The 23972-nt window shown below is 65.1% G+C and carries 18 protein-coding genes; 9 read left to right on the top strand and 9 right to left on the bottom strand.

Going from position 1 to position 23972, the window contains the following annotated elements; all coding sequences use genetic code 11:
- The first annotated feature begins 72 nt into the window (after positions 1 to 72).
- Positions 73 to 2502 carry a glycoside hydrolase family 2 TIM barrel-domain containing protein gene (locus AC1C2O_RS10940; RefSeq protein ID WP_495430460.1) on the top strand — a complete coding sequence of 810 codons (2430 nt, stop codon included), beginning with the start codon at positions 73 to 75 and terminating at the stop codon, positions 2500 to 2502.
- A gap of 457 nt (positions 2503 to 2959) precedes the next feature.
- Here AC1C2O_RS10940 and AC1C2O_RS10935 read toward each other — a convergent pair whose 3' ends face one another.
- The gene (locus AC1C2O_RS10935) at positions 2960 to 3709 is read right to left on the bottom strand and encodes a sulfite exporter TauE/SafE family protein (protein ID WP_495430459.1); all 750 of its coding nucleotides are present in this window, start codon (positions 3707 to 3709) and stop codon (positions 2960 to 2962) included.
- A 10-nt stretch (positions 3710 to 3719) separates the two neighbouring features.
- A complete protein-coding gene (locus AC1C2O_RS10930) occupies positions 3720 to 4358 on the bottom strand; it encodes a bifunctional 4-hydroxy-2-oxoglutarate aldolase/2-dehydro-3-deoxy-phosphogluconate aldolase (protein WP_495430458.1) in 639 nt (212 codons plus the stop codon).
- Between the two features lie 272 nt (positions 4359 to 4630).
- On the opposite strand from AC1C2O_RS10930, the gene AC1C2O_RS10925 reads away from it, so the two are divergent.
- Genes AC1C2O_RS10925 through AC1C2O_RS10915 form a run of 3 tightly spaced genes read left to right on the top strand, consistent with a single transcriptional unit; the run spans position 4631 to position 8333 of the window.
- Positions 4631 to 5395 (top strand): ThuA domain-containing protein, encoded by a 765-nt coding sequence (locus AC1C2O_RS10925; protein ID WP_495430457.1) that lies wholly within the window; start codon positions 4631 to 4633, stop codon positions 5393 to 5395.
- Entirely contained in the window at positions 5392 to 6510 is a 1119-nt protein-coding gene (locus AC1C2O_RS10920) for a Gfo/Idh/MocA family protein (RefSeq protein ID WP_495430456.1), read from the top strand. Before AC1C2O_RS10925 ends, AC1C2O_RS10920 begins: the two co-directional genes overlap by 4 nt.
- A complete protein-coding gene (locus AC1C2O_RS10915) occupies positions 6468 to 8333 on the top strand; it encodes a beta-L-arabinofuranosidase domain-containing protein (protein WP_495430455.1) in 1866 nt (621 codons plus the stop codon). The genes AC1C2O_RS10920 and AC1C2O_RS10915 overlap by 43 nt, the downstream gene beginning before the upstream one ends.
- 45 nt (positions 8334 to 8378) lie before the next feature.
- Here the strand turns inward: AC1C2O_RS10915 and AC1C2O_RS10910 are convergent, their stop codons facing one another.
- From AC1C2O_RS10910 to AC1C2O_RS10895, 4 genes are read right to left on the bottom strand one after another with little or no spacing between them, the layout of a single operon-like run.
- A complete protein-coding gene (locus AC1C2O_RS10910; protein WP_495430454.1) occupies positions 8379 to 9896 on the bottom strand; it encodes an alpha-N-arabinofuranosidase in 1518 nt (505 codons plus the stop codon).
- Positions 9893 to 10981 (bottom strand): Gfo/Idh/MocA family protein, encoded by a 1089-nt coding sequence (locus AC1C2O_RS10905; RefSeq protein ID WP_495430453.1) that lies wholly within the window; start codon positions 10979 to 10981, stop codon positions 9893 to 9895. The genes AC1C2O_RS10910 and AC1C2O_RS10905 overlap by 4 nt, the downstream gene beginning before the upstream one ends.
- Positions 10954 to 11661, bottom strand: coding sequence for a ThuA domain-containing protein (locus tag AC1C2O_RS10900; protein WP_495430452.1), 708 nt, complete (start codon positions 11659 to 11661; stop codon positions 10954 to 10956). Before AC1C2O_RS10900 ends, AC1C2O_RS10905 begins: the two co-directional genes overlap by 28 nt.
- Positions 11658 to 12842: a Gfo/Idh/MocA family protein gene (locus tag AC1C2O_RS10895; RefSeq protein WP_495430451.1), complete on the bottom strand. Its 1185-nt coding sequence runs from the start codon at positions 12840 to 12842 to the stop codon at positions 11658 to 11660. Before AC1C2O_RS10895 ends, AC1C2O_RS10900 begins: the two co-directional genes overlap by 4 nt.
- A 98-nt stretch (positions 12843 to 12940) precedes the next feature.
- Here AC1C2O_RS10895 and AC1C2O_RS10890 point away from each other — a divergent pair, with 98 nt between their 5' ends.
- Together AC1C2O_RS10890 and AC1C2O_RS10885 are read left to right on the top strand one after the other, a co-directional pair.
- On the top strand, positions 12941 to 13972 hold the full coding sequence (locus AC1C2O_RS10890; RefSeq protein ID WP_495430450.1) for a LacI family DNA-binding transcriptional regulator: 1032 nt from the start codon (positions 12941 to 12943) through the stop codon (positions 13970 to 13972).
- 50 nt (positions 13973 to 14022) lie between these two features.
- A complete protein-coding gene (locus tag AC1C2O_RS10885; RefSeq protein ID WP_495430449.1) occupies positions 14023 to 16209 on the top strand; it encodes an alpha-galactosidase in 2187 nt (728 codons plus the stop codon).
- 31 nt (positions 16210 to 16240) lie between these two features.
- Here the strand turns inward: AC1C2O_RS10885 and AC1C2O_RS10880 are convergent, their stop codons facing one another.
- From AC1C2O_RS10880 to AC1C2O_RS10870, 3 genes are all read right to left on the bottom strand, one after another.
- Positions 16241 to 17149, bottom strand: coding sequence for a carbohydrate ABC transporter permease (locus AC1C2O_RS10880; protein WP_495430448.1), 909 nt, complete (start codon positions 17147 to 17149; stop codon positions 16241 to 16243).
- Entirely contained in the window at positions 17149 to 18111 is a 963-nt protein-coding gene (locus tag AC1C2O_RS10875; protein ID WP_495430447.1) for a carbohydrate ABC transporter permease, read from the bottom strand. Before AC1C2O_RS10875 ends, AC1C2O_RS10880 begins: the two co-directional genes overlap by 1 nt.
- 63 nt (positions 18112 to 18174) lie before the next feature.
- Positions 18175 to 19452, bottom strand: a complete 1278-nt coding sequence (locus tag AC1C2O_RS10870) for an ABC transporter substrate-binding protein (protein ID WP_495430446.1) — start codon at positions 19450 to 19452, stop codon at positions 18175 to 18177.
- Between the two features lie 275 nt (positions 19453 to 19727).
- Here AC1C2O_RS10870 and AC1C2O_RS10865 point away from each other — a divergent pair, with 275 nt between their 5' ends.
- Genes AC1C2O_RS10865 through AC1C2O_RS10855 form a run of 3 tightly spaced genes read left to right on the top strand, consistent with a single transcriptional unit; the run spans position 19728 to position 23954 of the window.
- Positions 19728 to 20729: a LacI family DNA-binding transcriptional regulator gene (locus tag AC1C2O_RS10865; RefSeq protein ID WP_495430445.1), complete on the top strand. Its 1002-nt coding sequence runs from the start codon at positions 19728 to 19730 to the stop codon at positions 20727 to 20729.
- A gap of 4 nt (positions 20730 to 20733) precedes the next feature.
- Positions 20734 to 21630, top strand: coding sequence for a nucleoside hydrolase (locus AC1C2O_RS10860; protein WP_495430444.1), 897 nt, complete (start codon positions 20734 to 20736; stop codon positions 21628 to 21630).
- A complete protein-coding gene (locus AC1C2O_RS10855) occupies positions 21627 to 23954 on the top strand; it encodes a glycosyl hydrolase family 95 catalytic domain-containing protein (protein ID WP_495430443.1) in 2328 nt (775 codons plus the stop codon). The genes AC1C2O_RS10860 and AC1C2O_RS10855 overlap by 4 nt, the downstream gene beginning before the upstream one ends.
- Positions 23955 to 23972 lie beyond the last annotated feature (18 nt).

Here is a 23972-nt window from a genome sequence, read left to right as displayed (position 1 = left end):
ATAAAGATCAGATGTTTACACATGATGTCTGCGATGTTAGCGTGACGTGGCACCGACGAGGAGGAGACCGGGATGCAACGGGAGGCGTATTCGCAGTCGTGGGAGTACCGGGATCTCACCGGCGGGACACCGGGGGAACTCCGCCCGGTGATCGTCCCTCACGACGCCGTGCTCAGGGTGGCGCGCGTCCCGGACTCCCGCCAGATAGCCTCGGGATACTTCCCCGGCGGAAAGTGGGAGTACCGCACCCGCATCTTCGCTCCCGCGCACTGGCGGGAGCGCCATGTCGTCCTCGAGTTCGAGGCCGTCCACCGCTCGGCCGCGGTCTTCGTGAACGGAGACCTCGCCGTCTGGCAGCCGTCCGGAAGCACCTCACTCGTGGTGGAGCTCGACACGTTCCTGCGCTACGGAGTCGAGAACGAGATCGTCGTAGAGGCTCGTGCCGACCAGGATGCGCGGTGGTACACGGGCGGCGGGATCATCCGACCCGTGCACCTCGCCGTGGGTCCTCGGGTGCACGTTCCGCTCGACGGCGTCGTGGTGACCACTCCGGAGCACGATGCGGAGGCGTCGCTCGTGCAGCTCATCACAACGGTGCGCAACCTCGAGCCCGTCCCCGTCGTGCGGCGGCTGGAGACGAGTATCCTGAGCACTTCGGGTGACGTGGTCGGCGTGGACCGGACTAAGGTCAGCGTGCCCGCCGGCGGCGCGGCGGAAGTCAGTCAGCGCATTCTGGTGGAGGCGCCGCGGCGCTGGTCCGTCGACACCCCGGAGCTGTATCGCGCGACATCGCTTCTCACCTCGGGCGCCGGGGGCGAGGACCAGACGGACCGGAGCGACGTGGTCTTCGGCATCCGGTCGCTTCATCTGGATGCGCGGCGCGGCCTGCGGGTGAACGGGCAGCCGGTGAAGCTGCGCGGGGCTTGCGTGCACGCCGACAACGGGGTTATCGGCGGGGCAACGTTCGACGCCGCAGACGAGCGTCGGGTCGCGATCCTCAAGTCCGCGGGTTTCAATGCGATCCGCAGCGCCCACCAGCCCATGAGCAGGGCCATGCTGGACGCCTGCGATCGGCTCGGGATGCTCGTGATGGATGAGCTCACCGACGTCTGGACGAAGGCGAAGTCGCCCGAGGATGGCTCCGACACCTTCCTCGACCACTGGCGGTCCGACCTCGAGGCTATGGTCCGCAAGGACCGCAACCACCCCAGCGTCATCATCTACTCGATCGGCAATGAGATCCCTGAGGCGGCGACGCGATCGGGCAGCGAGCTGACCAGGGCGATGGCGGCGGCGACTCGCTCGCTGGACCCGACCCGCTACGTGACGGCGGCCGTCAACGGCGCACTGTTCGTGATGGACGACGCAGTCGACATCGACCCGGAGCGGCTGGGCGGCGCATCGCTGGAGCCCGTGGCCGAGATCAACGCGCGCTCGATGAGCCTCGAGGACCGCATGAGTTCTCTGGCTCTCACGGATGCCGTTGCCGAACTCACGGAAGAGGCCTACGGCGCGCTCGACATCGCCGGGATGAACTACCAAGACGCGCGCTACGTGCTCGATCGTGAGCGGTACCCGAATCGAGTCATAGTCGGATCGGAGACCTTTCCGACCCGGATCGACCGTCTGTGGGGACTCGTCCTGTCCAACCCTCACGTCATCGGCGACTTCACGTGGACCGGCTGGGACTATCTCGGCGAGCCAGGCCTCGGGCGCATGCACTATCGGGACGACCAGCCCGGCGGCGGGGCGCTCGGCGCGTACCCCTTCCTCGTCTCGTTCGCCGGCGACATCGACATCACAGGAGAACGGCGCCCAGCGTCCTACTATCGCGAAATCGTCTTCGGCCTGCGCTCAGAGCCTTTCATCGCGGTGCGGCGGCCGCACACTCGCGGCCGTGAGATGAAGGCCGCTCCCTGGTCGTGGACGGACAGCATCCCATCCTGGACCTGGTCGGATGCCGAAGGGGATTCTTTCGAGGTCGAGGTCTACAGCAACGCGGCAGAGGTCGAGCTGTTCGTCGCCGGATCATCGCTCGGACGACAGCCCGCGGGCGTCGCGCACGGCTACCGCGCGTTGTTCGCGGTGCAGTACGCGCCGGGCCGGCTGGAGGCCGTCGCCGTGCGCGACGGACTCCCGGCCGAGCGGACGGCGCTGCAGACCGCCGGGACCGACCGTCGACTCGCGCTGAGCGCAGAGCTCTCAGATCCCGGCGCGGGCGGACAGCACCTTGCGTTCGTCGTCGTCGAGCTCGTGGACGAGGTCGGAGTACGGGCGACCGACGGCGACCTGGAGGTCGAGGTCGACATCGACGGTCCGGGAGTGCTCCAGGGGTTCGGCAGCGCACGCCCGGAGACCGAGGAATCGTTCACCGACTCCCGCCATCGCCTCTATGACGGGCGAGCACTCGCTGTCGTCCGCCCGACGGGGGCGGGCCGCATCGTGCTGACCGCCTCCGCGCCGGGGCTGCCGTCCGCTTCCGTCGAGGTGCAGGCCAGCTGAGCGCTGGCCTGCCCCCCAGAGAGATGTCAAGGGCACGGCCGTCGGCCGGCTCGCCGCGGGACCGAGATCCAGTCGCCGCCCCTCCACCGAGGAGGTCATCATGGTCTCCATGATCTCGAGAGCATGGAAAGCGCTGCCGGCGTCCGCGCGTGGGACGTCTCCGGCCGCGGTGCGGTGGTAGTCGAGCAGGCCGAAGCCGCGGGCGCTGCCTTCGTAGCCCGCCGATACCGGAAGGGGCTCCCAGTCTTACCCCGGACCCTGAGCAGCGTGGTCCCGGTGAACTCGTTCGGGTCGGGCACGATCAGCGATCCCTCGATCCCATGCACTTCGATCGGGACCGCTCGGGTGCCCACGGTGTCGAAGCTCATCGTGAGCGTCGTCGTCGCACCTCCCATGACCGAGCCGACCATCGGGCCGCTGACCGGTCACCGGTGCGCGCTTCGTGGTCAGTCCCGGTCTAGACGAGCAGATACACGGCGCCGACGATCGTGAGACCGATCACGATCTTGTCGAACACGTGCTGCTTCATTCGTCGTGCGAGCCGGATCCCGGCCAGGGCTCCGATCACGACGAGGGGCACCAGGGCGGCATCCATGAGCAATACGGGGCCTTCGAAGAGCCCGATTCCGGCCAGAAACGGCACCTTGAACAGGTTCACGATCGCGAAGAACCAGGCCGACGTGCCGAGGAACACCTGCACCGGCGTGCGCATCGCGAGAAAGTACATCGACATGACGGGGCCCGCGGCATTTGCGACCATCGTTGTGAATCCGGCCAGTGCGCCATAGGTGGAAGCGGTGACGATGGAGCCACCGGAGGCCGGAGCAGCATCCGCTCTGCTCTGTCGCCAGCGACGCCACAGCGTGACGGCGATCATCGCAAGAAGGATGACACCGATCGCACGACGCACGATGGCGTCATCACCGAGTGCGAGGAATGCGAAGCCCGCCAGCAACCCCACTACGACGGCTGGTGCCAGGCGCAGCAGCGTCGGCCAGTGCGCATGCCTGCGGTACGCGACCAATGCGAACATGTCGCCGACGATCAACAGGAGCAGCAGGGCAGCGGTCGATGTGCGCGCCGGAAGCACGGTCGCGAACAGCGCGACGGGCAGGATGCCGCCGCCAGGGATCGCCGTCTTCGCGAGGCCGATCGTCAGCGCAGCGAGACCCAGAACGACCCAGGCCCACGGCAGCAGTTCGGGCAAGACGATCGACTCAGCCGCGGACGGCGGCGAACGCGGCAGCGAAGCGCTCGGCGCGTTCGGTGAGATCGGCCCAGTTCGAGGCCTTGATGGATGCGGAGTTCGCCAGGTCGCCACCGGCACCCACTGCCACCGCTCCTGCGGCAAACCAGTCCGCGAGATTCTCAGGAGAGACGCCACCGGTGGGCATAAGCGGAGCATCCGGGAACGGTCCGCGCAGCGCCCCGAGATAGGAGGGCCCGCCGAGGGATGCCGGGAAGATCTTCACGACGTCGACTCCGAGCGCGAGTGCGCTCATGACCTCGGTCGGGGTCATCGCCCCGGTCATCACCACTCGGCCGGTGTCGAGCATCGCGCGTGTGAGGTCGGGCAGGGTACCGGGGCTGACGAGGAATTCGGCCCCTGCGTCTGCGGCCGCGGTGGCCTGTTCCACCGTGGTCACGGTGCCCGCACCGACGTAGGCGGCGTTGCCGTGCCTGGCGATCAACTCACGGATGACCGCGGGGGCGTCAGGCGTGGAGTACGTGACTTCGATTCCGGCAACCCCGCCGCGGATGATTGCGTCAGCCGCCTCGAGCGCGAGCTCAGGGGACGGTGCGCGCAGCACGGCAAGAACGCCGGTGGCGCGGGCGCGGGCGAGACGGTCAGTCATGGGGGCTCCTCGGTCGGTGATGCTTCCATTGTGTCGCAGAATGCAACCTGTCAGTACAGGCGCAACTGGGTCGGACCGGCGCCAAGCGATTGGAGCTGAAGGTGCGAGAGTGTCGCCAGCTCACTTTTCGCGATCGGGTCATCTGTGATCTATTCGATGCTAGTCTCGCCGAGAGATCGATCTCTCGCATGTGGCATGAGGTCGAACCAAGAACACACGGAGGTGCTCATGGCGGTTGGTCGTACGGCGAAGATGCGAGTGGTGAGGGCGGTATGACTGCCCCGATTCGCGTCCTGGTGTGGGGTGAGAACCATCACGAGAAACACGATGAGATCCCGCAGCGGATCTATCCCGAAACGATGCACGGCACGATCGCCGCTGGACTTCGCCGCAGTCTCGGCGCGCAGGTCGTGGTCGAGACGGCAACCCTCGATGACGTCGAGCACGGTCTTACGGACGAACGGCTCGCGCGCACCGATGTGCTGCTGTGGTGGGGGCACATACGTCACGATGTCGTCTCCGACGAGGTGGTCGCGCGAGTGCATAAGCACGTCCTCGGCGGCATGGGTCTCCTCGCGCTGCACTCGGCGCATTTCTCCAAGATTTTCATCGCTCTGATGGGCACCACCTGCACTCTTCGCTGGCGGCAGGGTACGGACCGGGAGCTCGTCTGGACGGTCGCGCCGACGCATCCGATCGCCGAAGGTGTCGCGCAGCCGATCGTGCTGCCCGCACAGGAGATGTACGGCGAGTTCTTCGACGTGCCGACGCCGGATGACCTCGTCTTCGTCTCGGGATTCACCGGCGGAGAAGTGTTCCGTTCCGGCATGACGTTCAGCCGGGGCCACGGACGGATCTTCTACTTCTCGCCGGGAGATCAGGACTATCCCGTCTACCACGACCCGAACATTCAGAGGGTGCTCGCCAACGCCGTCCAATGGGCGCATCAGACGCGCCCCCGCATCGCACCGCGCATTGCGATGCACCAGACCAACGACTTCGACACTCCTCGCGAGTGGGACGGGACACCCCTGTGAGCGCTGACCAGATCCGCGACGTCGTCGTCGTCGGAGCGGGAGGGATGGGCAGAGCCTGGCTCGACACGATCGAGAGGCGCGCGGATCTCCGGGTCAGCGCCGTCGTCGACGTCATGGAGGGTGCCGCCCGCGCGGCGATCGACGAACGCGAGTGGGATGCGCCCGGCTTCACGTCCGTGCAGCAGGCGCTCGCCGAGGTTCACGCAGACCTTCTCCTCAACGTGACCATCCCGGAGGCGCACCTCGAGGTCAGCGCGGCTTCTGTTCACGCCGGGGTGCCCGTGCTCAGCGAGAAGCCAGTCACGCCCACCGTCGCCGAGGCGATCCGGCTGGCAGCGCTCAGCCGGTCACAAGGCGTGCTCGTCGCGACGAGCCAATCGCGGCGCTACTCCCGTGGCATCACGGCTTTCCGGGGCGCGCTGAATCTGAACGGTGGCGCGGAGCAGCTCAACGCGCAGTTCTTTCAGAACCCACGTTTCGGTGGCTTCCGGGATCGGATGGCGCACCCGCTGCTGATCGACATGGCAATCCACACCTTCGATCAGGCGCGCTATCTGCTCGGCGTCGAACCGGTCTCGGTGTACTGCGAAGAGTTCAATCCTTCCTGGAGCTGGTACGACGGGGCAGCTGCAGCCGAGGCCGTCTTCGAATTCGACGGCGGCGCACGCTTCTCCTATGCCGGCAGCTGGTGCGCCGACGGTCTGCAGACCTCCTGGAACGGTGCGTGGCGGGCTTCCGCCGAGGGCGGCACCGCCACCTGGGACGGCGAGACCGAAGTGCGAACGCAGGGGCGCGACGAGGAAGAACCGACGAACTCGGTACTTGCCGGCGGGCCCGAGGGCCTGGATGCCGCGCTCGAGGAGTTTCTCGCGGCCCTGGACGGCGGACCGACCCCCTCGGGCGAGATTCAGCGCAACATATGGAGCCTCGCGATGGTGGAGGCGGCAATCGCCTCGGCCGAGAGCGGGCAGCGCGTCGTCCTCGACGACATCTTCGCGGCGGCACTCGCCGAGGCACGCCGCACGGCCTCCGATATCGACGACCTGGATGCGCTCACGCGATGGGGGAAGACATGGACGGACGATCGATCCGCGATGCACCGGGTGCAGCAATGACACTCACTCATGTCGCCATTGGTGACGCGCAACTCGAACGCGGCGTCTTCGACGACCGTCGCCGGCTCAATCGTGACTACCTGGCGACACTGCGCGAATCTGCGCTGCTTCAGAACCACTACATCGAAGCAGGTATCGGCAGCCAGCTCTGGCATCTGCAGCCTTCGCGCGACTCCGCGGACGCGCGCGGTCTCGATCGGCATTGGGGTTGGGAGACTCCGGGAGCCCTCCTACGAGGGCATTTTCTCGGACACTGGATGTCGGCGGTCGCCCGCGAAGTCGCGGTGACCGGCGACGCAGCGCTGCGCGCCAAGCTCGACACTGTGCTGGACGGGCTCGAGCGCTGTCAGCGCGACAGCGACGGTGAATGGGTGTGGGCGATTCCGCCGAGCTTCCTCAGCCACCTGGAGAAGGAGCGTTCGGTCTGGGCGCCGCAGTACAACATGCACAAGACGCTCATGGGGCTCGTCGACGTATACCGCGACCTCGGCGACGAGCGGGCTCTCGCGATGGCGAAGCGCGCGACGCAGCCCTTGCTGCGTTGGGTGCGCAGCCTGGATGATGACGCATTCCAGCGCATTCTCGAAGTCGAAACAGGAGGGATGCTGGAGGTCTGGGCCGACCTGCTGGAGGCCACCGACGACCCGGTCTACCGCGAACTGCTGGAGCGGTACTACCGCAAGTCGCTCTTCGACGGGCTGCTGGACGGACGCGACATGCTGACGAACATGCATGCCAACACGACCATCCCCGAGATTCTCGGTGCGGCCCGTGCGTACGAGGTCACCGGTGCCGAAGTCTGGCGCCGCATCGTGGAAGCTTATTGGGACTGGGCGGTCGTTCGCCGAGGCACGTTCTGCACCGGCGGACAGACCTCTGGCGAGATCTGGACACCGCCGTTCGCATTCGCTGCTCGTCGTGGGGATAAGACGCAAGAGCACTGCGGCGTGTACAACATGATTCGCCTCGCCGACGTCCTGATGCGATGGACAGGCGACCTCTCCTACGCCGACTACATCGAACGCAACCTCTATAACGGCATCCTCGCCCAACAGAATCCGCGAACCGGTATGGTGGCCTATTTCCTCCCGTTGGAGGGCGGAGCGCGGAAGGCGTGGGGGAGCCCAACCGAAGACTTCTGGTGCTGTCATGGCACGCTAGTGCAGGCGCACACCCGCCACGCGGAGCTGGTCTTCTACACGGCAGATGATGGCACCCTCACGATCGCGCAGTTCATCGCCGCGCACGCCCGGGTGGCGGTCGATGGTGGAGTGGCAGAAGTACGCGTCAAGCTGCTCGACAACGCGGAATACGTTGGCCCGGACTCGAACGCCGGTGCGGCCGGAGATCTTCATCGTCCGTCTGCTCTGCGGATCAGAGTGGAGATCGATGGGCCCGAAGCACCGCTGCGCGTGCGGCTACGTATCCCGGAGTGGATCGTAGGTGTGCCGTTGACCTCGAACGATGCGCTTTTCGAGACCGTCGACGGGGTGCTCGTGCACAACCACCCTGGTGGACGAGGCAGCGTCGACATCGCTTTCCCGTTCTCGCTGCGAACGGTGGCGATTCCCGACGAACCCGAGACAGTCGCCTTCATGGAGGGGCCCGTCGTCCTCGCCGGACTCGTCGACCGTGAGATCTCGCTTCGTGGAGACCTGGATGCGCCGGCAGCGCTGCTCAGACCCGATGACGAGCGACATTGGACGCAGTGGCGCACGCGCTATCGCACGGCCGGGCAGACGGCCGGCATTCGCTTCTTGCCTCTGCACGAGGTCGTCGACGAACAGTTCTCGGTGTACTTCCCGATCACGACGCACGCGTGAAGAAGGCGGGCGACAGCACCGCTGTCGCCCGCCTTCTGTACCAGTTCAGTCGAGCTGCAGCTCGATCGTCGCGAAGGAGTGCGGCGGAAGAGTCACGGTCAAGGCTCCACCCTCCAGTCGCACATCGAGCGGCTTCGGCGCCACGCGCCCAGGGGCATCGGCGTCGTTGAAGTCCGAGGTGCTCTCGCCGGTCAGCACCCGCGCACGCGCAACAGTGGCGTTGCGCCCGCGCAGGTCGATATTCACCGTGCAATCGTCATCGGTCGACATGTGGGTGAGGGAAAGCAGCGCGCTGCCGTCCTTGGTCGATGCCGACATCGAAACGAGCGGGAGTTCCTGGTCGCGCACTTTCTGGGACGGCGCCTCGAGCAGATGCGTGGTGAGCTGCTGCGCATCCTGATGACCCTTGTTCATCTCGAACACGTGATACGTCGGGGTGAGGACCATCGCCTCGCCGTCGGTGAGGATCATCGCCTGCAGCACGTTCACGGTCTGCGCGATGTTCGCCATCGACAGCCGTCGGGCGTGACGGTGGAAGATGTCGAAATGCAGACCTGCGACGAGGGCGTCCCTGACGGTGTTTTGCTGGAACAGGAATCCAGGGTTGGTCCCCTCCTCCGCATTCCACCAGGTACCCCACTCATCGCAGACGAGGCTGACCCGGTTGAGGGGATCGTATGAGTCCATGACGGCGATATGCCCGCTGATGACGCGTTCCATGTCGGCGGCGTATGCCATCGTCTCGTAGAACTGCGTGTCGCTGAACCCACTCGCGTCCTCCGTGTTGATCCCGGATCCGGAGTGCGTGTAGTAGTGGAACGAGATCGCCTGATAGGGAAGGTTCCCGTACAGGGTGCAGCCGTGGCATTCGGTGAGCGTCTTCATGAGGACGCGTGTCCAGTCGAGGTCATCCTCGTTGGCGCCGGCCGCGATGCGAACCAGCTTGTTCTTGCCGTGGTTGTGGCAGAACGTCGCGTAGCGACGCGCTTCCTCTGCGTAGTATTCCGCGGACATGTTGCCGCCGCATCCCCACGCCTCGTTGCCGAGTCCCCAGAACGGCACTAGCCACGGCTCATCGCGACCATTCTCCCGGCGTAGTCGTGCCATCGGGCTGTCATCGCCGCGAGTCAGGTACTCGACCCATTCGGACATCTCCTGAACCGTGCCGCTGCCGACGTTGCCGTTGACGTATGCGTCGGTGCCGAGCAGGTCGCACAGGTCCATGAACTCGTGCGTCCCGAAGTGGTTGTTCTCCACCACGTCGCCCCAGTTCGTATTGGCGATCTTCGGACGATCCTCACGCGGGCCGATGCCGTCGCGCCAGTGGTACGTATCGGCGAAGCATCCTCCAGGCCAGCGGAGGTTGGGGATGTTGAGATCGCGCAGCGCCTCCACGATGTCGAGGCGGATGCCACGCTCGTTCGGGATGGCGGAGTCTTCGCCCACCCAGAAGCCGTCGTAGATGCAGCGGCCGAGATGCTCGGCGAAATGCCCGTATACGTGGCGGCTGATCTGATGACCGGTCACATCTAGGTCGATGATCGCGCGCGCGGAAGAAGTCAACGCGTTCTCCAATGATTTTCGGTGGTGAGGGGGACGAGCGACGGACGCTCCGCGGTGGTCGTGAGATCGATTCGTCGACCGGAACGTGCCGACTCCATCAGTGAGGTCATGATCTCAAGCACGTGGAGAGCGATGGTGCCGTCGGCGCGGCCACCGCCTCCTGAGGTGAAGTCGAGCAGTCCGATGCCGCGCCCGGCATTCTCGTAGCCGGCGCGGGGCGCCACTGCCGTCCACTGATCTTCACGGGGACGGCGCAGACGCACCTGGCCGTTGAAGTTATTCGGATCCGGCAGGGAGAGCGTGCCGGTCTCACCGTGCACCTCGATCGGCGCGGCATCCGTCGCTGCGCCGTCGAAGCTGAAGGTGACCGTCGAGACGGCACCGCCGACGTGCTCGAGAATCCCGGTGACGTGGGTGTCGATCTCGACAGGGATGTCTTCCCCCGCGCGAGGCCCAGACGCGATGCGTCGCACGCTCTTCGGCCGTGAGGACGCACCGGATACCCGCGCGACCGGGCCGAGGAGGTGGAACAGAGACGTGAGGTAGTACGGGCCCATGTCGAGCATGGGGCCACCGCCAGGCCGGTAGTAGAAGTCGGGGTTCGGATGCCATGCCTCATGTCCCGCCGAGACCCAGGTGGCCACGGCCGCGACCGGGCGGCCGATCTCGCCATCATCCACGACGGCGCGGGCGGTCTGGATGCCGGTACCGAGCACAGTGTCGGGCGCAGAGCCCACCCACGCCGAGCCTGCAGCGTCGATGATGCCGCGGGCCTCCGGCATGGCGGGCGCCAAGGGCTTTTCGCCGTACACGTTTTTGCCGTGCTGCAGTGCAGCCAGCGCGACCTCTGTGTGGGCCGCGGGAATCGTCAGATTCAGGACCGTCTGCACGTTCGGGTCGGCGACGAGTTCGTCGACCGTCAGTGCGCGACAACCTGGGAACTGAGCGGCGACCGCGGCAGCCCTTCCCGCGTCAAGATCCGCTGTTGCAGCGATCCGCACACCGGGGTGTGCTCCCAACGTCTCCAGATACTGGCCGGAGATGACTCCTAGACCGACTATTCCGATACCGTGCGGCTCGCCCACAGCATTCCTCTCTCGATGATTGTGCGGACGTTGACGTCACGCAATATGACGGGGCTGTGCCCGGGTGTGGCAACGAAGATCCGGCCCTGGCCCCACTCGCGTGTCCAGACGGCGGGAGAAACGATGGGGCGATGCCACGGATGGTACGGCTGCACAGGGTGCGTGGTCGTCGCCAGCACATCGTTGAGATCGTCAGTGAGCACCCAGTACTGCTCTGTGCGCAGGGTGAAGTCTTCGAGGCCGGCCATGATCTCGTGATCGCGGCCGAGATCGGTGAGATCCACCGTGTAGCAGAGGTAGTTGTCCGTCTCGTCGCCCGCGCAGGAGTCGGGATGCTTCGACGGATGCGTCGCGAATTGTCCGCCGATGAGCTGGAGGTAGTCCGAGTTGTTGCGGTACGAATCAGCGATGCCGCCGTGCCAACCGGCAAGACCCGTCCCACGCTCGACCGCCCGGCGTAGACCCTTGAAAGCGTCGGCGGAGATGCTGGACATCGTGACCGACTGGACGATGAGGTCGATCTCCGTCATCACGTTCTCATCGGCGTAAACCTCGTTTGAGTCCTCGACGCGTACCTCGAAGCCGTTCTGTTCGAGAAACGGAAGGAACATGTCGGTGGATTCCACCGGACGGTGGCCTTCCCAGCCGCCCCGGACGACCAGGGCCTTTCGAGCGGTCATAAGAGTGCTCCTTCCACTGCGGTATATCTGCTCTCTGAGGAGGCGCTGCGCTCAACGGCATCCAGCACGCGCTGCACGTGGGCTGCCTCCTGGAAGCTCGGATTTGGTGTGTGCTGGTCTGTGATCGCGCGGACGAAATCAACGATCTGATGGGTGAAGAGGTGTTCGTAGCCCAAGCCGTGTCCGGCCGGCCACCATGCGCCGGCATACGGGTGCTCTGGTTCCGTGACATCTATGCGGCGGAAGCCCTGCTCGCCGGCAGGCAGAAGCGCATCGTAGAACTGCAACTCGTTCATGAACGAGAAGTCGAAGGCAACAGATCCTCGGTCGCCATTGATCTCGATGCGATTGGCATTGCGATGGCCGGTGGCCATCCGGGTCGCCTCGAAGACGCCCAACGCGCCGTCCGCGAAGGTGGCGGTGAATGCGGTGGCGTCGTCTACTGTGACGGCTTCGCGCGGCGCATCCGCACCTCCGTGTCCGCCGAGACCGACGCGTTCATCCAGGCGAGGCCGCGTGGGAACGAACGTCCGGAGCATCGCGGAGACCCCAGTGATCGATGATCCGGTCAGCCACTGGGCGGTGTCGATGCTGTGAGCGCCGATGTCTCCGAGCGCACCAGAGCCCGCGCGCTGCCGGTCCAGGCGCCAGGTGAACGAAGCATCGGGGTCACTCAACCAGTCCTGCAAGTACTGCGCGCGGACGTGTCGAATCTGCCCGATCCGCCCTTCCTCGATGAGGCGTTTGGCGAACGCCAGGGCAGGCGTGCGTCGATAGCTGAAGCCACACATGCTGACGACCCCACGGGCGGCGGCGAGCGCTGCGGCATCCGACATGCGGTCGGCGTCGATGGTGTCATTGGCGAGTGGCTTCTCGCACAGCACGTGCTTTCCCGCGGCGAGAGCCGCCAGAGCGATTTCGGCGTGCGTGTGCCCCGGCGTGCAGATATCGACGATGTCGATGTCGTCGCGGGCGACTGCCGCTGCCCAGTCGTCGGAGGACTCTGGCACACCGAACTCGGTGGCTGCGGCGGCAGCGCGAGCACCGTCGCTGCCGACCAGGAGCGCGACCTCCGGTGCAGACGAAAGATCGAAGAACCGGGGAGCCGTTCGCCAGGCATGGGCGTGCATGCGCCCCATGAATCCGGTTCCGATGATGGCTACCCGCAGCGTCGTCGTCATTGAACTGTTCCTTCGCCATTGATGGGTGCGTAAGTGGATCGCGAGAAACATTGCCAGTTTCGGTGGCGGAAGTCTCAGAAATTGCGCAAAATAGGCAAATGCCCCGCCCGCTTCGAATCACGCTCGCCCGCGTGGCGGACGTCGCCGGTGTCAGTGTGTCGACGGCGTCACGCGCGTTGCGAGGGCGCGGTGACATGGCACCTGATACGAGGTCCCGCGTCCTGCAGGCGGCACGCGCGCTGGGCTACACCGTCGCGGGTGAATCACGCGGACGCCCGCGTGGCGGTACATCCCTCGTCTTCGACCTCGTACTGGGGCACTTCCACGATCCCTACACCGATGAGGTGACGGCTGGCGCGCGTACTGCCGCGGCACAGTTGCGGTACGACCTGGTGCTCACTGCCGAGCGCGACGACCCCAGTGACGATTGGCCCCAGCGAATCCGATCGCGGGGCACTGCCGGTGTGATTCTCGGGCTTATCGCGCCCACCGCACCGCAGATGGCTTTGATGCGTCGTGCGGGAATTCCCGTCGTACTTCTTGAACCGCCTTCGGAAGCGCCGATGAAGCTGCCGAGCATTCGCACCACCGATCACGCGGGTGGGGCGGCGGCCGCGGAACACCTGATCGACCGAGGAGTTCGACGGTTCATCGTCATCGGAGGTGCGCCCTCCTACCGGTATGGCCGCGGTCGGGTGGAAGGGTTCCTCGAGACCCTCGCCAAGGCCGTCCCCGGTGCGCCTTATGTGCGCACGGACGCTGACTGGAGCGCGATGGAGGCATGGCGCTCCTGCGCCCGTGCGCTCACCGAGCTCGGCGGTGCAGGGCCGATCGGGCTCTTCGCGTGTTCTGACGAGATGGCTGCCGGGGCCTACCGCGCGATTGCTGAGGCCGGTCTGATGATCCCCCGAGATGTGCTGGTCATCGGGTTCGACGACGTGCGCGGCGCCCGGTGGTTGCATCCATCGCTGACGACGATCCGGCAACCGATCAGGGAGATGGCGGCTGCGGCAGTGCACACTCTTGCCAGGGCCGTAGCAGGCGACGAAATCGACGACGAGGTGATCAGCCTTCCCACAGAGCTCGTCGCCCGTGGATCGACAAGGGCGACGTTCATTCCCTCGGTCTGAGATCGATCTCTAGGCTATCTTTCACCCTGCTGATTGAGCAGAATGGAATCATGCGCGCCGCAAAGATCATCCATCTCACCGCCGAGAATGTCTCCATCATCGTTGCTCAACTCGAAGATCGTCTACCGATAATCGTGCACTGGGGAGTGCGAATCATCGCTACCGACGAAGAGCTGCGCGCCTTCGTTCTCGCCGAGGAACGGCCGGGAATGAGCGGAATATCTGACGTTCCATACCGTCCATCGATCTTGCCCGAGCACTCCTCCGGCTGGTTTGGTCGCCCGGGGCTTGAGCTGCATCGGGACGGGGCCGCGTGGGCTCCACGCTTCTCGGTTCAGTCGATCGAAGTAGACGGTGTGCCGCTGAGTGGCGGCGTCGCGCAGAGCGGCGCGGGGTCCTTGTCTGTTGTAGCAGTCGATGAGTGGGCGCAGATTGCACTGAAAGTGGAGATCGATCTCACCTCGGCAGGTCTGCTGCGAACGCGAGCACACGTGCGCAACACCGCCGAGGGGTCGGAGGCACTGCATGTGCAGTCGGTATCGGTGTCTCTTCCGATTCCGGTGTGGGCGAGCGAGGCGCTCGACTTCACCGGAAGATGGGCGCACGAGCGCATCCCGCAGCGGCATCCGGTCGTGCGCGGCACGCACTTGCGGGAATCGCGGCGGGGGAGAACGGGGCTTGACGCGACGATGGTCGTCGCTGCCGGTGTTCCTGGCTTCTCGTCTGATGCCGGCGAAGTATGGCTCGCACATGTCGGGTTCAGCGGAAACCACGAGCACGGTCTCGAACGCGGCGACGCTGCGCTTGCGTTCCGTGGCGGCGAGCTTCTCCTGCCCGGTGAGGTGAGACTGGCCAGTGGCGAGGAATATGCGACCCCGTGGGTCTTCGGCAGCTACGGCGTCGGACTCGACGAGGCCGCCGCACGCTTCCATGCGTATCTGCGATCAATGTCCCGATCCTCGACCCGCCCTCGCCCCGTCACGCTCAATGTGTGGGAGGCGGTGTACTTCGACCAAGACTGGGACACTATCGTCGAGCTGGCTGAGCAGGCGGCAGATCTGGGCATCGAACGTTTCGTGTTGGACGACGGGTGGTTCCAGGGTCGCCGGGACGACCGCGCGGGCCTGGGAGACTGGTCCGCCGACCCCTCTGTGTGGCCGGATGGGCTGCGCCCGCTCGCCGACCGAGTTCGAGAGCTCGGAATGGAGTTTGGGCTGTGGGTCGAGCCGGAGATGATCAACGAAGATTCCGATCTCGCTCGGGCTCACCCGGACTGGATTCTTCGCGCGCGGCCCGAGCTCCCCGCGCTCTTCCGATTCCAGCAGGTGCTGGACCTCACGAACCCCGATGCTTACGCGCACATCCTTGGTGTCTTGGACGGCCTTGTCTCCGAGATCGGCGTTGCCTATCTGAAGTGGGACCACAACCGAGACCTGATCGAGGCGGGCCATCCCGAGACCGGAGGCGCCGCCGTTCATGCGCAGACGCTCGCGGTGTACCGGATGCTGGACGAGCTCCGCGAACGTCATCCTGCGCTCGAGATCGAGAGCTGCGCGTCGGGTGGCGGTCGGGTCGACCTCGGCATCCTCGAGCGCACAGATCGGGTGCACCCCTCGGATAGTCACGACCCCGTCGATCGGTTCCACATCCTGCGATGGACTGGGCTGCTCGTCCCGCCGGAGATGCTCGGCTCGCATGTCGCCTCTGCGGTATCAAGCGTGACAGGACGCTCGCACAGCCTGCACTTCCGTTGCGCCGTGGCATTCCTCGGGCATTTCGGAATCGAGTGGGATGTCCGAGAATTGTCTGAGCAAGAGCGTGACGAAATTCGGCATTGGATTGCACTTCACCGTCGGTTCCGCGGGCTCATTCAGACCGGCCGTCAGGTCGGTGGCGGAGAGCTCGACTCATCAGGCCCCGCAATTCGCGGCGTCGTAGCTGCGGATCGATCAGAAGGTCTGTTCACGATCGTGACCCCCGCCGCGACCGCGGAGACCCGGACTCGCGTGCGATTCGCGGGACTCGACGACGACCGCAGCTACCGGGTGGCCGTCGGTGCCTCGGAGACGCTCGGCCCCCCGTGGCAAGTGTCGGACTGGCTCCGCGACGCACCCGCCCTCGGCGCCGAGGATGACCCGCGGACGCTCTCCGGCGCGATGCTGCGTCTGGTCGGTCTGGAGTTCCCGACGTTCCATCCCGAACGTGCGGCGATCGTCCACCTCAGCGCAGCCAGCTGAGGTGGACGATCGCGGTGCGTGAGGCGCGCGCTCAGCCCTTGAAAGCGCCGTCCATGATTCCCGCGACCATTCGGCGGCCGACGAAGAAGAACACGATCAGCAGCGGGAGCGTGGCAAGGAACGACCCGCCCATTGTCAGCGCCAGGTCGATCGTGCGGTTGGCCTGCAGCTGCTTCAGCGCGATCTGCACGGTGAACAGCTCTGGCGACTTCAACACGATGAACGGCCACATGAAGTCGTTCCATACTCCGGTGAAGGTGATGAGTCCGAGTACGAACACGGCCGGGCGAACGACCGGGAATCCGATGCGCCAGAAGACCTGCCAGCTGTTGCACCCGTCGATGCGCGCGGCGTGCATCAGCTCGTCGCTCAGAGTCGTTGCCATGTGCTGACGCATCCAGAAGATTCCGAAGGCGCTCGCGAGCCCTGGCACGATGATCGCCTGCAGCGTGTCGACCCAATCCAGCCACGAGATGATCAGGTACTGCGGGATCACGCTCAGTTGCGCCGGCACCGTCATCGTCAGGAGCACGATGACGAACAGCGCGTTGCGTCCGCGGAACTCGAGCTTCGCGAATGCGAACCCTGCGAGTGCGCACAGGAGCGAGGCGATCACCGCGATCGAGAGGGACACGATGACGCTGTTGAGCAGAGATTGGAAGAACGGGACCGTCTCGAAGACTTTTTGAGCGATGTCGAAGAAATTGAACCCGGGGTACAGTCGCGGCGGGATGGATGTCACCGCGGACGCACCAACTGAAGCGATGACGAACATGTAATACAGCGGGAAGACGCTCGCCAGCACAGCGATGATGAGCATCGCATAGACGAGCCAGGAGACCTTCCCGACCCGTCCTCCGCGCTTGCGCGGACGTTTGACCGGCGCGGCGAACGCTTCCTGCGGGGACTGAGGGATTGCCTGATCGACGACGTCGGACATCAGCTGGCCTTCCGTGTGCGGGTGGTAAGGAAGAAGTTGATGAGCGACACGATGACCACGATGACGAAGAGCGCGACGCCGATCGCCGAGCCGTAGCCGAACTCAAACTGTCCGAAGCCCTGTTCGTACAGGAACAGCGCCAGCGTCTGACACTGTCGTCCGCCTCCGCAGGTGAGTCCCGATTCCGGAGCAACGAGCAGTGGTTCTGTGAAGATCTGCAGCCCGCCGATCGTAGACATGATGACGGTGAAGATGATCATCGGGCGCAGGGAGGGGATCGTCAGATGGATGAACTGCTGCCAGCCCGAAGCACCATCCACAGATGCTGCCTCATACATCTCTCGAGGCATGGCCTGAAGCCCGGCGAGGTAAAGGAGCGTGTTGTAGCCGAACCAGCGCCACATCACCATCGATGAAATGACGATCCACGACCCGACCTGCGTCGAGAGGAAGTTGACTGGATCGATCCCGAACAGGTCCAGCACCCAGTTGATGAGACCGAAGTTCTTGTCGAATATCTGCGCGAACACGAGCGCCGTCGCCGCCACCGAGGTGATGTACGGAATCAGCAGTGCCATCCGGAAGAAGTTCGCCATCTTCAGTGCGGCGTGGTTGAGGAGGTGTGCGAGTCCCAGAGCCAGGAGTAGCTGCGGGATCGTCGAGATCAGGAAAATGCCAAACGTGTTCACGAAGGCGTTCCAGAATCGGGGATCCTGGAAAAGGCGCTCGAAGTTGGCAAGCCCCACGAACGTCTGTTCCCCGATCGGGTTCCAATCGAACAGTGCGACGTAGAACGTGAAGACCAGGGGGAACAGCCCGAAGACCGCGAAGATCACGAAGAACGGCGCGATGTACAGGTATGGCGCCGCACGCTCGGCTCGGGACTGGCGGATTCGTCGTGCCGGTGGGTGGTCGCGCTTGCGGATTTTTTGGACGGGGATGGCGGTTGCTGTCTCGGTCATCTTCGTACCTCGGTCAGGGTGGTGGCCCGACGTTCGTCGAGCCACCACCAACGGGAATGGGGGTCAACCACCGAGTGATGCCTTGGCGCTGTCCAAGGCGGCCTGCCAGGCGTCGTCAGGTTTGACGTTTCCCACCTCCATGTCGACGAGAACGTTGAGCAGTGCTCCACCGATGGCGCTGGTGTCCGGCCCGTTGTAGAACGAGTTGAACTGCAACACGGAGTCGCTGATGACCGCACCGACCGCGGAATCCCCATAGAACGGATTCGTGTACTCGAGGACCTCAGGGCTCTCCAGCGCATCCTTGGCGGCAGGGAACGTGCCTGTCGTAGCGAAGTGCTCGGTCTGGCCCTCCGGTGACAGCATCGTTTCGATGTACTTCCAGGCAGCCTCGGGGTTCTTCGCTCGGGCCGGGATCGCGATGACACTACCGCCCCAGTTGCCGCCGACGCCCGGGATCGAAGCAATACGCCAGAGGCCCTCGGTGTCTGGCGCATCATTCTCGATACCGGAGAGGATCCATGAAGGAGCGGTTGTGACGGCGAACGCGCCGTTCGCCCTGCCGGGCGCCGAACCGGATGACCACGCTGCGATTCCGGCGCTGATGCCAGCGTCGTACGCGCGGACGGCGATGTCGAACGCTTCCTCGACCTCAGGGTTGGTGTCGTAGACCAGCTCACCGTCGGGAGAGTAGTACTTCTCGGAGACCTGGTTGACGGCCGAGAAGAACACGGAGGTCTCGACGTTATCGACGAACGGCTTGCCGGTCGCTTCGGTGTATTTCTCACCCATCTCGATGAAGCCGTCCCAGGTCGACCACATCTCCGCGACCTCCGCCGGGTCGGTCGGCAGGCCCGCTGCCTCGAAGAGGTCGGCGCGGTATGCGAAGCTCAGTCCGCCCACGTCGGTCGGGACGCCGATGAGCGAGCCGTCCTCGGCGGTCGCAGCGTCAACGGCCCAGTCGAGATAGCTATCGCCGAGGTCGTCACCGCCCAGGGTGCGCAGGTCGAGGAAGTTGCCGGCGTTCTCGACGAACTTGGGCAGATCGTCGGTCTGGATCATGACCAGATCCGGAACCTTGCCTCCAGCGAGTGCTGCGGTCAGTGCAGTCGCGGTCTCGGTTGTGCTGCCGACCTCGGAGAGCTTCACCTTGGCGTCTGGGTTCTCTTCCAGATAGCGGTCGACGGAGTCCTTCTGTCCGATTCCAGTGAACGACCAGAACTCGAACTCGGCATTCGGGTCGTCGGATCCTGCGTTGGTTCCTCCAGACGAGCATCCGGACATTGCGAGCGCGAGCGCGCCCACCAGTGCGACGGGTAATGCGATTTTGCGACGGTTCACAAACTGCTCCTCTTCTTCGGGGACATGTGATCAGGGGCCATGTGATTACGGGACATGATGATCGTGAGAGAACGATCTCTCAGGGGCACACGATAACCCGCGTGTCCATGGAAAGGCAACCCCCAGTTCGACGAACCGGGCTCTCTGCGCGGGGGAGGAGCATGTCCAGCGTTCAATGGACTGGAACCCGTCCGGGCGGATGTGCAAGTATGCAATGATCAGCAACGTGAGAGATCGATCTATCACAATTCGCAGATCACCTGGGAGAGGGAGTAATGGCTAGACCCACGATCATCGACGTCGCCAAAGCCGCCGGCGTCTCTCGCGCCACTGCAGCGCGCGTGCTGGCTGGCGCCACCAACGTCGATCCGGCCATGACGTCTGCCGTCGCTCGCGAGGCAGCGAGCCTGGGCTACGAGACGAACTTCGCCGCGCGGATGCTACGCGGAGGCCGCGCCGGAGCGATCGGTCTGGTGATCGCGTTCAACCAGCTCGGCAGTATCAACGGCACGTTCTTCGCCTCCGCACTGAAGGGCGCTGCAAAGGGCCTCTCCGCGGGCGACGTACAGCCGGTGTTGCTGCCTGCAGACGACGAGGACCGCGACAGGATCCCCAAGTTTCTCCGATCGGGCGCCGTTGATGGCGTGATCGTCATCCTCCAGCACGAGATCACCCACCTGGTCGATGCGCTGGCCGATTCTCCCGTGCCGATCGCCTGGGTGGGGAGACCGCACGGCGACATCGGCCCCGACTCCATCGTCGTCGACTCCGACAACTTCGGGGGTGGCATCCTCGCCGCGCGTGCGCTCGTAGAGGCCGGACGGCGAAAGATCGGCATCATCACCGGCCCACCGGACATGGAGCAGGCGAACCAGCGCACACGAGGCTGGACAGAGGAATTGACGCGCTCCGGCATCGCTCCAGGACCGATGGTCCACGGCGATTTCACCGTCGACAGCGGCATGGCGGCGATGACCAGGCTTCTGCAGCGTGCACCTGATCTCGACGGCGTCTTCGCGTCATCCGATTTGATGGCAGCTGGCGCGATGCGCGTGCTGCAGGCGGCGGGACGTCGTGTCCCGCTGGATGTGTCGCTCGTCGGATTCGACGACGTGCTCATCGCCACTACCTCAGAGCCGCCGCTGACCACTGTGCGTCAACCGCTCGAGGAGATGGGGCGGGCAGCGGCCGAGGCGCTGATCGCGACCGTCTACGGACGCGTGGCCGAGAAGGAGCAGATTCTCCCGACGACGCTGGTCCGCAGAGAGTCGCTGTAGGCCCATGACCGCGGCCCGTAGACGCAAGGTGGTCGTCAGCACCGATGCGAAGAACGAGGCGGACGATCAGTTCGCCATCGTGCACGCGCTGCTCACCCGGACTCTCGATGTGCGCGGTGTGCTTCCTGCGCACTTCGGCAGGCAGGGGAGTCTCGCAGCCTCTCGCCAAGAGGTCGACCTGCTCCAGCAACTTCTCGGAAGTGCACGGCAGCCGGCCTCCGTCCATGATGGTGCCGAGGCAGCACTACCAGATGCCGGCACCTCGGCTCCTTCGGCGGCATCGCGGTTCCTCGCGGAGGAAGCAGCCGCGGACGATCGACGTCTGTGCATCGCCGTGCTTGGACCGCTCACCGACGTGGCATCCGCTCTTCTCGAGTATCCGGAATTCCAACAGCACGATCCTCTGGTGGTCTGGGTGGGCGGACCGCCCTATGAAGGTGTCGTCGGCTATTCACCCGAATTCAACCTGATCAACGATGTCCATGCCGCGAACGTGGTGATGGCATCCGGCGTCGAGGTCTGGCAGGTTCCGATGTCGACCTACACGATGATCGGGGTCGGGCATGCCGAACTGGAGGAACGACTGCGCGGGACGAGCCCGCTCGGGGACTACCTCGTCGACCAGCTCGTGGAATTCAACAGCACCGTCGAATACGGACCCATGGATTTTCGATCGCTCGGTGACAGCCCGGCGATTGGTGCGCTGATGAATCCGCTTGCTGCGCGATGGAGTCTGCGTCCGCCGCCACGGTTCACGGCCACTGGAGAAATGGACGGCACGCATGATGAGGGGCGTCGCATTCGGGTGTGCGAAGCATTCGATACACGGTGGCTGATTGAAGACATGTTCGCCAAGATCCGCGCGTTCGGTGCTGGCACCCGCGCTGCCGCTTCAACATGACAGACCTCCGGTTCGAGACCCGAACGCCAGCGCCGACGTGGGAAGACGGGCTCATCGTGGGCAGCGGCCGGGTGGGCGCCCTGGTCCATGGCAGCCCACACCAATTGCTCGTGTCCTTCGCTCACGAGCGGTTCTTCCTCCCCGCGAATGCGCGACCTGCCGCACCCGACCTCAGCCCTGTGCTCCCCGAACTGCGTGAGCGCCTGCTCTCTGGCGACAGCGCTGGTGCATCCGACCTCATGGGCGACGCCGCGAGAGCAGCCGGATATGACGGGCTGGTGTGGACAGATCCGCTCGGCATGTGCGCGACCCTGTCGCTGACGATGCAGGGAGGAGTCGCGAGCTTCTCTCGCACGATCGATCTGGCGCGCGGAACTGTCTCCGTGTCGTGGGCTGATGATCATGGCGGATCTCATCGGGTACACCTCGTCGCACCGCGAGGATTCGATACGGTCTGGATCGCGATCGAATCCGACCGCCCGTCCGAGATCGTGGCGTGCCTGATGCTTGATGCCGCAGACGCCGACCCAGCGGCATCCTTCGCTCCCGACTACTCGGGCACCGTTTCTGCGGCCGTTCATGCCGGAGGTCCGGGACTACTGGACGTTCTCGACAGCGATGGCACCCGGCTGGCCTCGGTGCAGGCGACTGCCGCCGCCACCTGGATGCAGGGGCCAGGGCCAAAAGAGCTGAGCGCCCACCTCGAGGCCTCCCCCGGGCGGATGCAGTTGCTGCGCTTCGACATCTCGGTCGTGGGCCGTCCCGCTCTCCCCGCTCCCGATGCGGACTGGGAGAGCATCCTGGAGACGCAGACCGCCGGCCATGAAGCGCTCGTACGCTCCTCGATGCTCGACCTGGACGGCGAGGGCGACACAACCGTCGAGGAGGTGTGGGACGCCGCCCGCTCCGGTGATCCAGCGGCCCGCCGACGCGCAGTGGAAATCGCCTACGCGTCAGGGCGGTCCCACATCATCGCCGCGACCGGAGAACTGCCACCAACCCTTCAGGGCGTGTGGCAGGGGACGTGGAAGCCAGCCTGGTCGGCGGACTACACGCTCAATGGCAATGTGCAGAACGGTGCGCTCGCGGGCGTCATCCCGACCGGTACGCCGGAGCTTGCCCGTTCGCTGCTCGACCTGATTCTGCCGTTCCTCGATGACTACCGAGAAAATGCCGCCCGAATCTTCGGCGCAGAAGGGATGTTGCTGCCATCCCGGATGTCGACCCATGGCAAGGCCGATCACTTCAACGCACAGTTCCCCCACCTGTTCTGGGTGGGATGCGGTGGCTGGGTGTTGCGATTCGCCGCCGATATCGTGTCGACCACCGGGGATCGGACCGTGGTCGATGACCGGTTGTGGGCGCTGGTGGAGGGGGTGCTGCGGTTCGGGGAGACGGCCACGGAACTGCGTGACGGTACGCGTCATTTCGTACCGAGCTATTCGCCGGAAAACACTCCGACGGATCAGCGCTCGCCGTTGGCAGAGGACAGCACGATCGATGTCGCCATCTTCCGTGATGCCGCACGATCCGCCGAGATACTCGGCCGCGCCCGTGACGATGACTCCCTGAACGCGCGGTGGGCCGCGCTCAGCGGGAGTCTGCCCGATTATCGGATCGCCGACGATGGCACCCTCGCCGAATGGAGCAGCGGTCCGTGGCAGGAGAACCTCGCGCACCGGCACGTATCCCAGCTCTACCCGCTCTGGTACGAGGCGGATGCCGCGTTCGAAGGCGAGCATGCTCCGGCGCTCCGTGCGGCCGCACTGGCAACAATTCACAGCAAGATCGCCTGGCGTGCTGCTGATCCCACGCCTCCACCCGGACGAATGGAGATGGCTTTCGGACTGGTGCAGCTCGGCATCGCGGCCGCGGCGCTCGGCGATGCCGCGTCAGCACTGAGGTGCGCAGAATGGCTGGCCATTGACCACTGGCGTCCCAGCCTCACCACGACGCACGACGCCGGAAAGATCTTCAACCTCGATGCAAGCGGTGGCCTTCCGGCGGTCGTTGCCGCGATGCTGTTCTCGTCGACTGCCGACACGCTCACAGTGCTCCCCGCGATCCCGGAGGAGTGGGAAAGCGGCGTCATCACAGGATTGCGAGCGCGGGGCGGTGTGGTCGTGGACCGGTTGGAGTGGGATCTGGATGGATGCCTGATTGATCTGCGACGGCTTCCGGAGGCCAGGTGGCTCAACCCCGAAGGCCGGCTCGAGCTGCGATCCGGCCGCGCCTTCGGTATCGACGGTCAGGAGGGTCGTGACGTGGTGCTGTATCCGGGGCAATCCACCACGCTTCGCCTGCGATGGACGTCTGTGGCTTGACGGCGCCGCGTGCTCGCC

It is taken from the genome of Microbacterium sp. Y355 (genome assembly GCF_059445345.1).
This window is presented reverse-complemented; position numbering and strand designations above follow the sequence as displayed.

Bases quoted from the DNA above. Each gene is read 5' to 3' on its own strand.
- AC1C2O_RS10940 (WP_495430460.1), top strand. From the start codon at position 73: ATGCAACGGGAGGCGTATTCGCAGTCGTGGGAGTACCGGGATCTCACC.
- AC1C2O_RS10930 (WP_495430458.1), bottom strand. From the start codon at position 4,358: ATGACTGACCGTCTCGCCCGCGCCCGCGCCACCGGCGTTCTTGCCGTG.
- AC1C2O_RS10925 (WP_495430457.1), top strand. From the start codon at position 4,631: ATGACTGCCCCGATTCGCGTCCTGGTGTGGGGTGAGAACCATCACGAG.
- AC1C2O_RS10915 (WP_495430455.1), top strand. From the start codon at position 6,468: ATGGACGGACGATCGATCCGCGATGCACCGGGTGCAGCAATGACACTC.
- AC1C2O_RS10900 (WP_495430452.1), bottom strand. From the start codon at position 11,661: ATGACCGCTCGAAAGGCCCTGGTCGTCCGGGGCGGCTGGGAAGGCCAC.
- AC1C2O_RS10895 (WP_495430451.1), bottom strand. From the start codon at position 12,842: ATGACGACGACGCTGCGGGTAGCCATCATCGGAACCGGATTCATGGGG.
- AC1C2O_RS10890 (WP_495430450.1), top strand. From the start codon at position 12,941: ATGCCCCGCCCGCTTCGAATCACGCTCGCCCGCGTGGCGGACGTCGCC.
- AC1C2O_RS10885 (WP_495430449.1), top strand. From the start codon at position 14,023: ATGCGCGCCGCAAAGATCATCCATCTCACCGCCGAGAATGTCTCCATC.
- AC1C2O_RS10880 (WP_495430448.1), bottom strand. From the start codon at position 17,149: ATGTCCGACGTCGTCGATCAGGCAATCCCTCAGTCCCCGCAGGAAGCG.
- AC1C2O_RS10875 (WP_495430447.1), bottom strand. From the start codon at position 18,111: ATGACCGAGACAGCAACCGCCATCCCCGTCCAAAAAATCCGCAAGCGC.
- AC1C2O_RS10865 (WP_495430445.1), top strand. From the start codon at position 19,728: ATGGCTAGACCCACGATCATCGACGTCGCCAAAGCCGCCGGCGTCTCT.
- AC1C2O_RS10860 (WP_495430444.1), top strand. From the start codon at position 20,734: ATGACCGCGGCCCGTAGACGCAAGGTGGTCGTCAGCACCGATGCGAAG.
- AC1C2O_RS10855 (WP_495430443.1), top strand. From the start codon at position 21,627: ATGACAGACCTCCGGTTCGAGACCCGAACGCCAGCGCCGACGTGGGAA.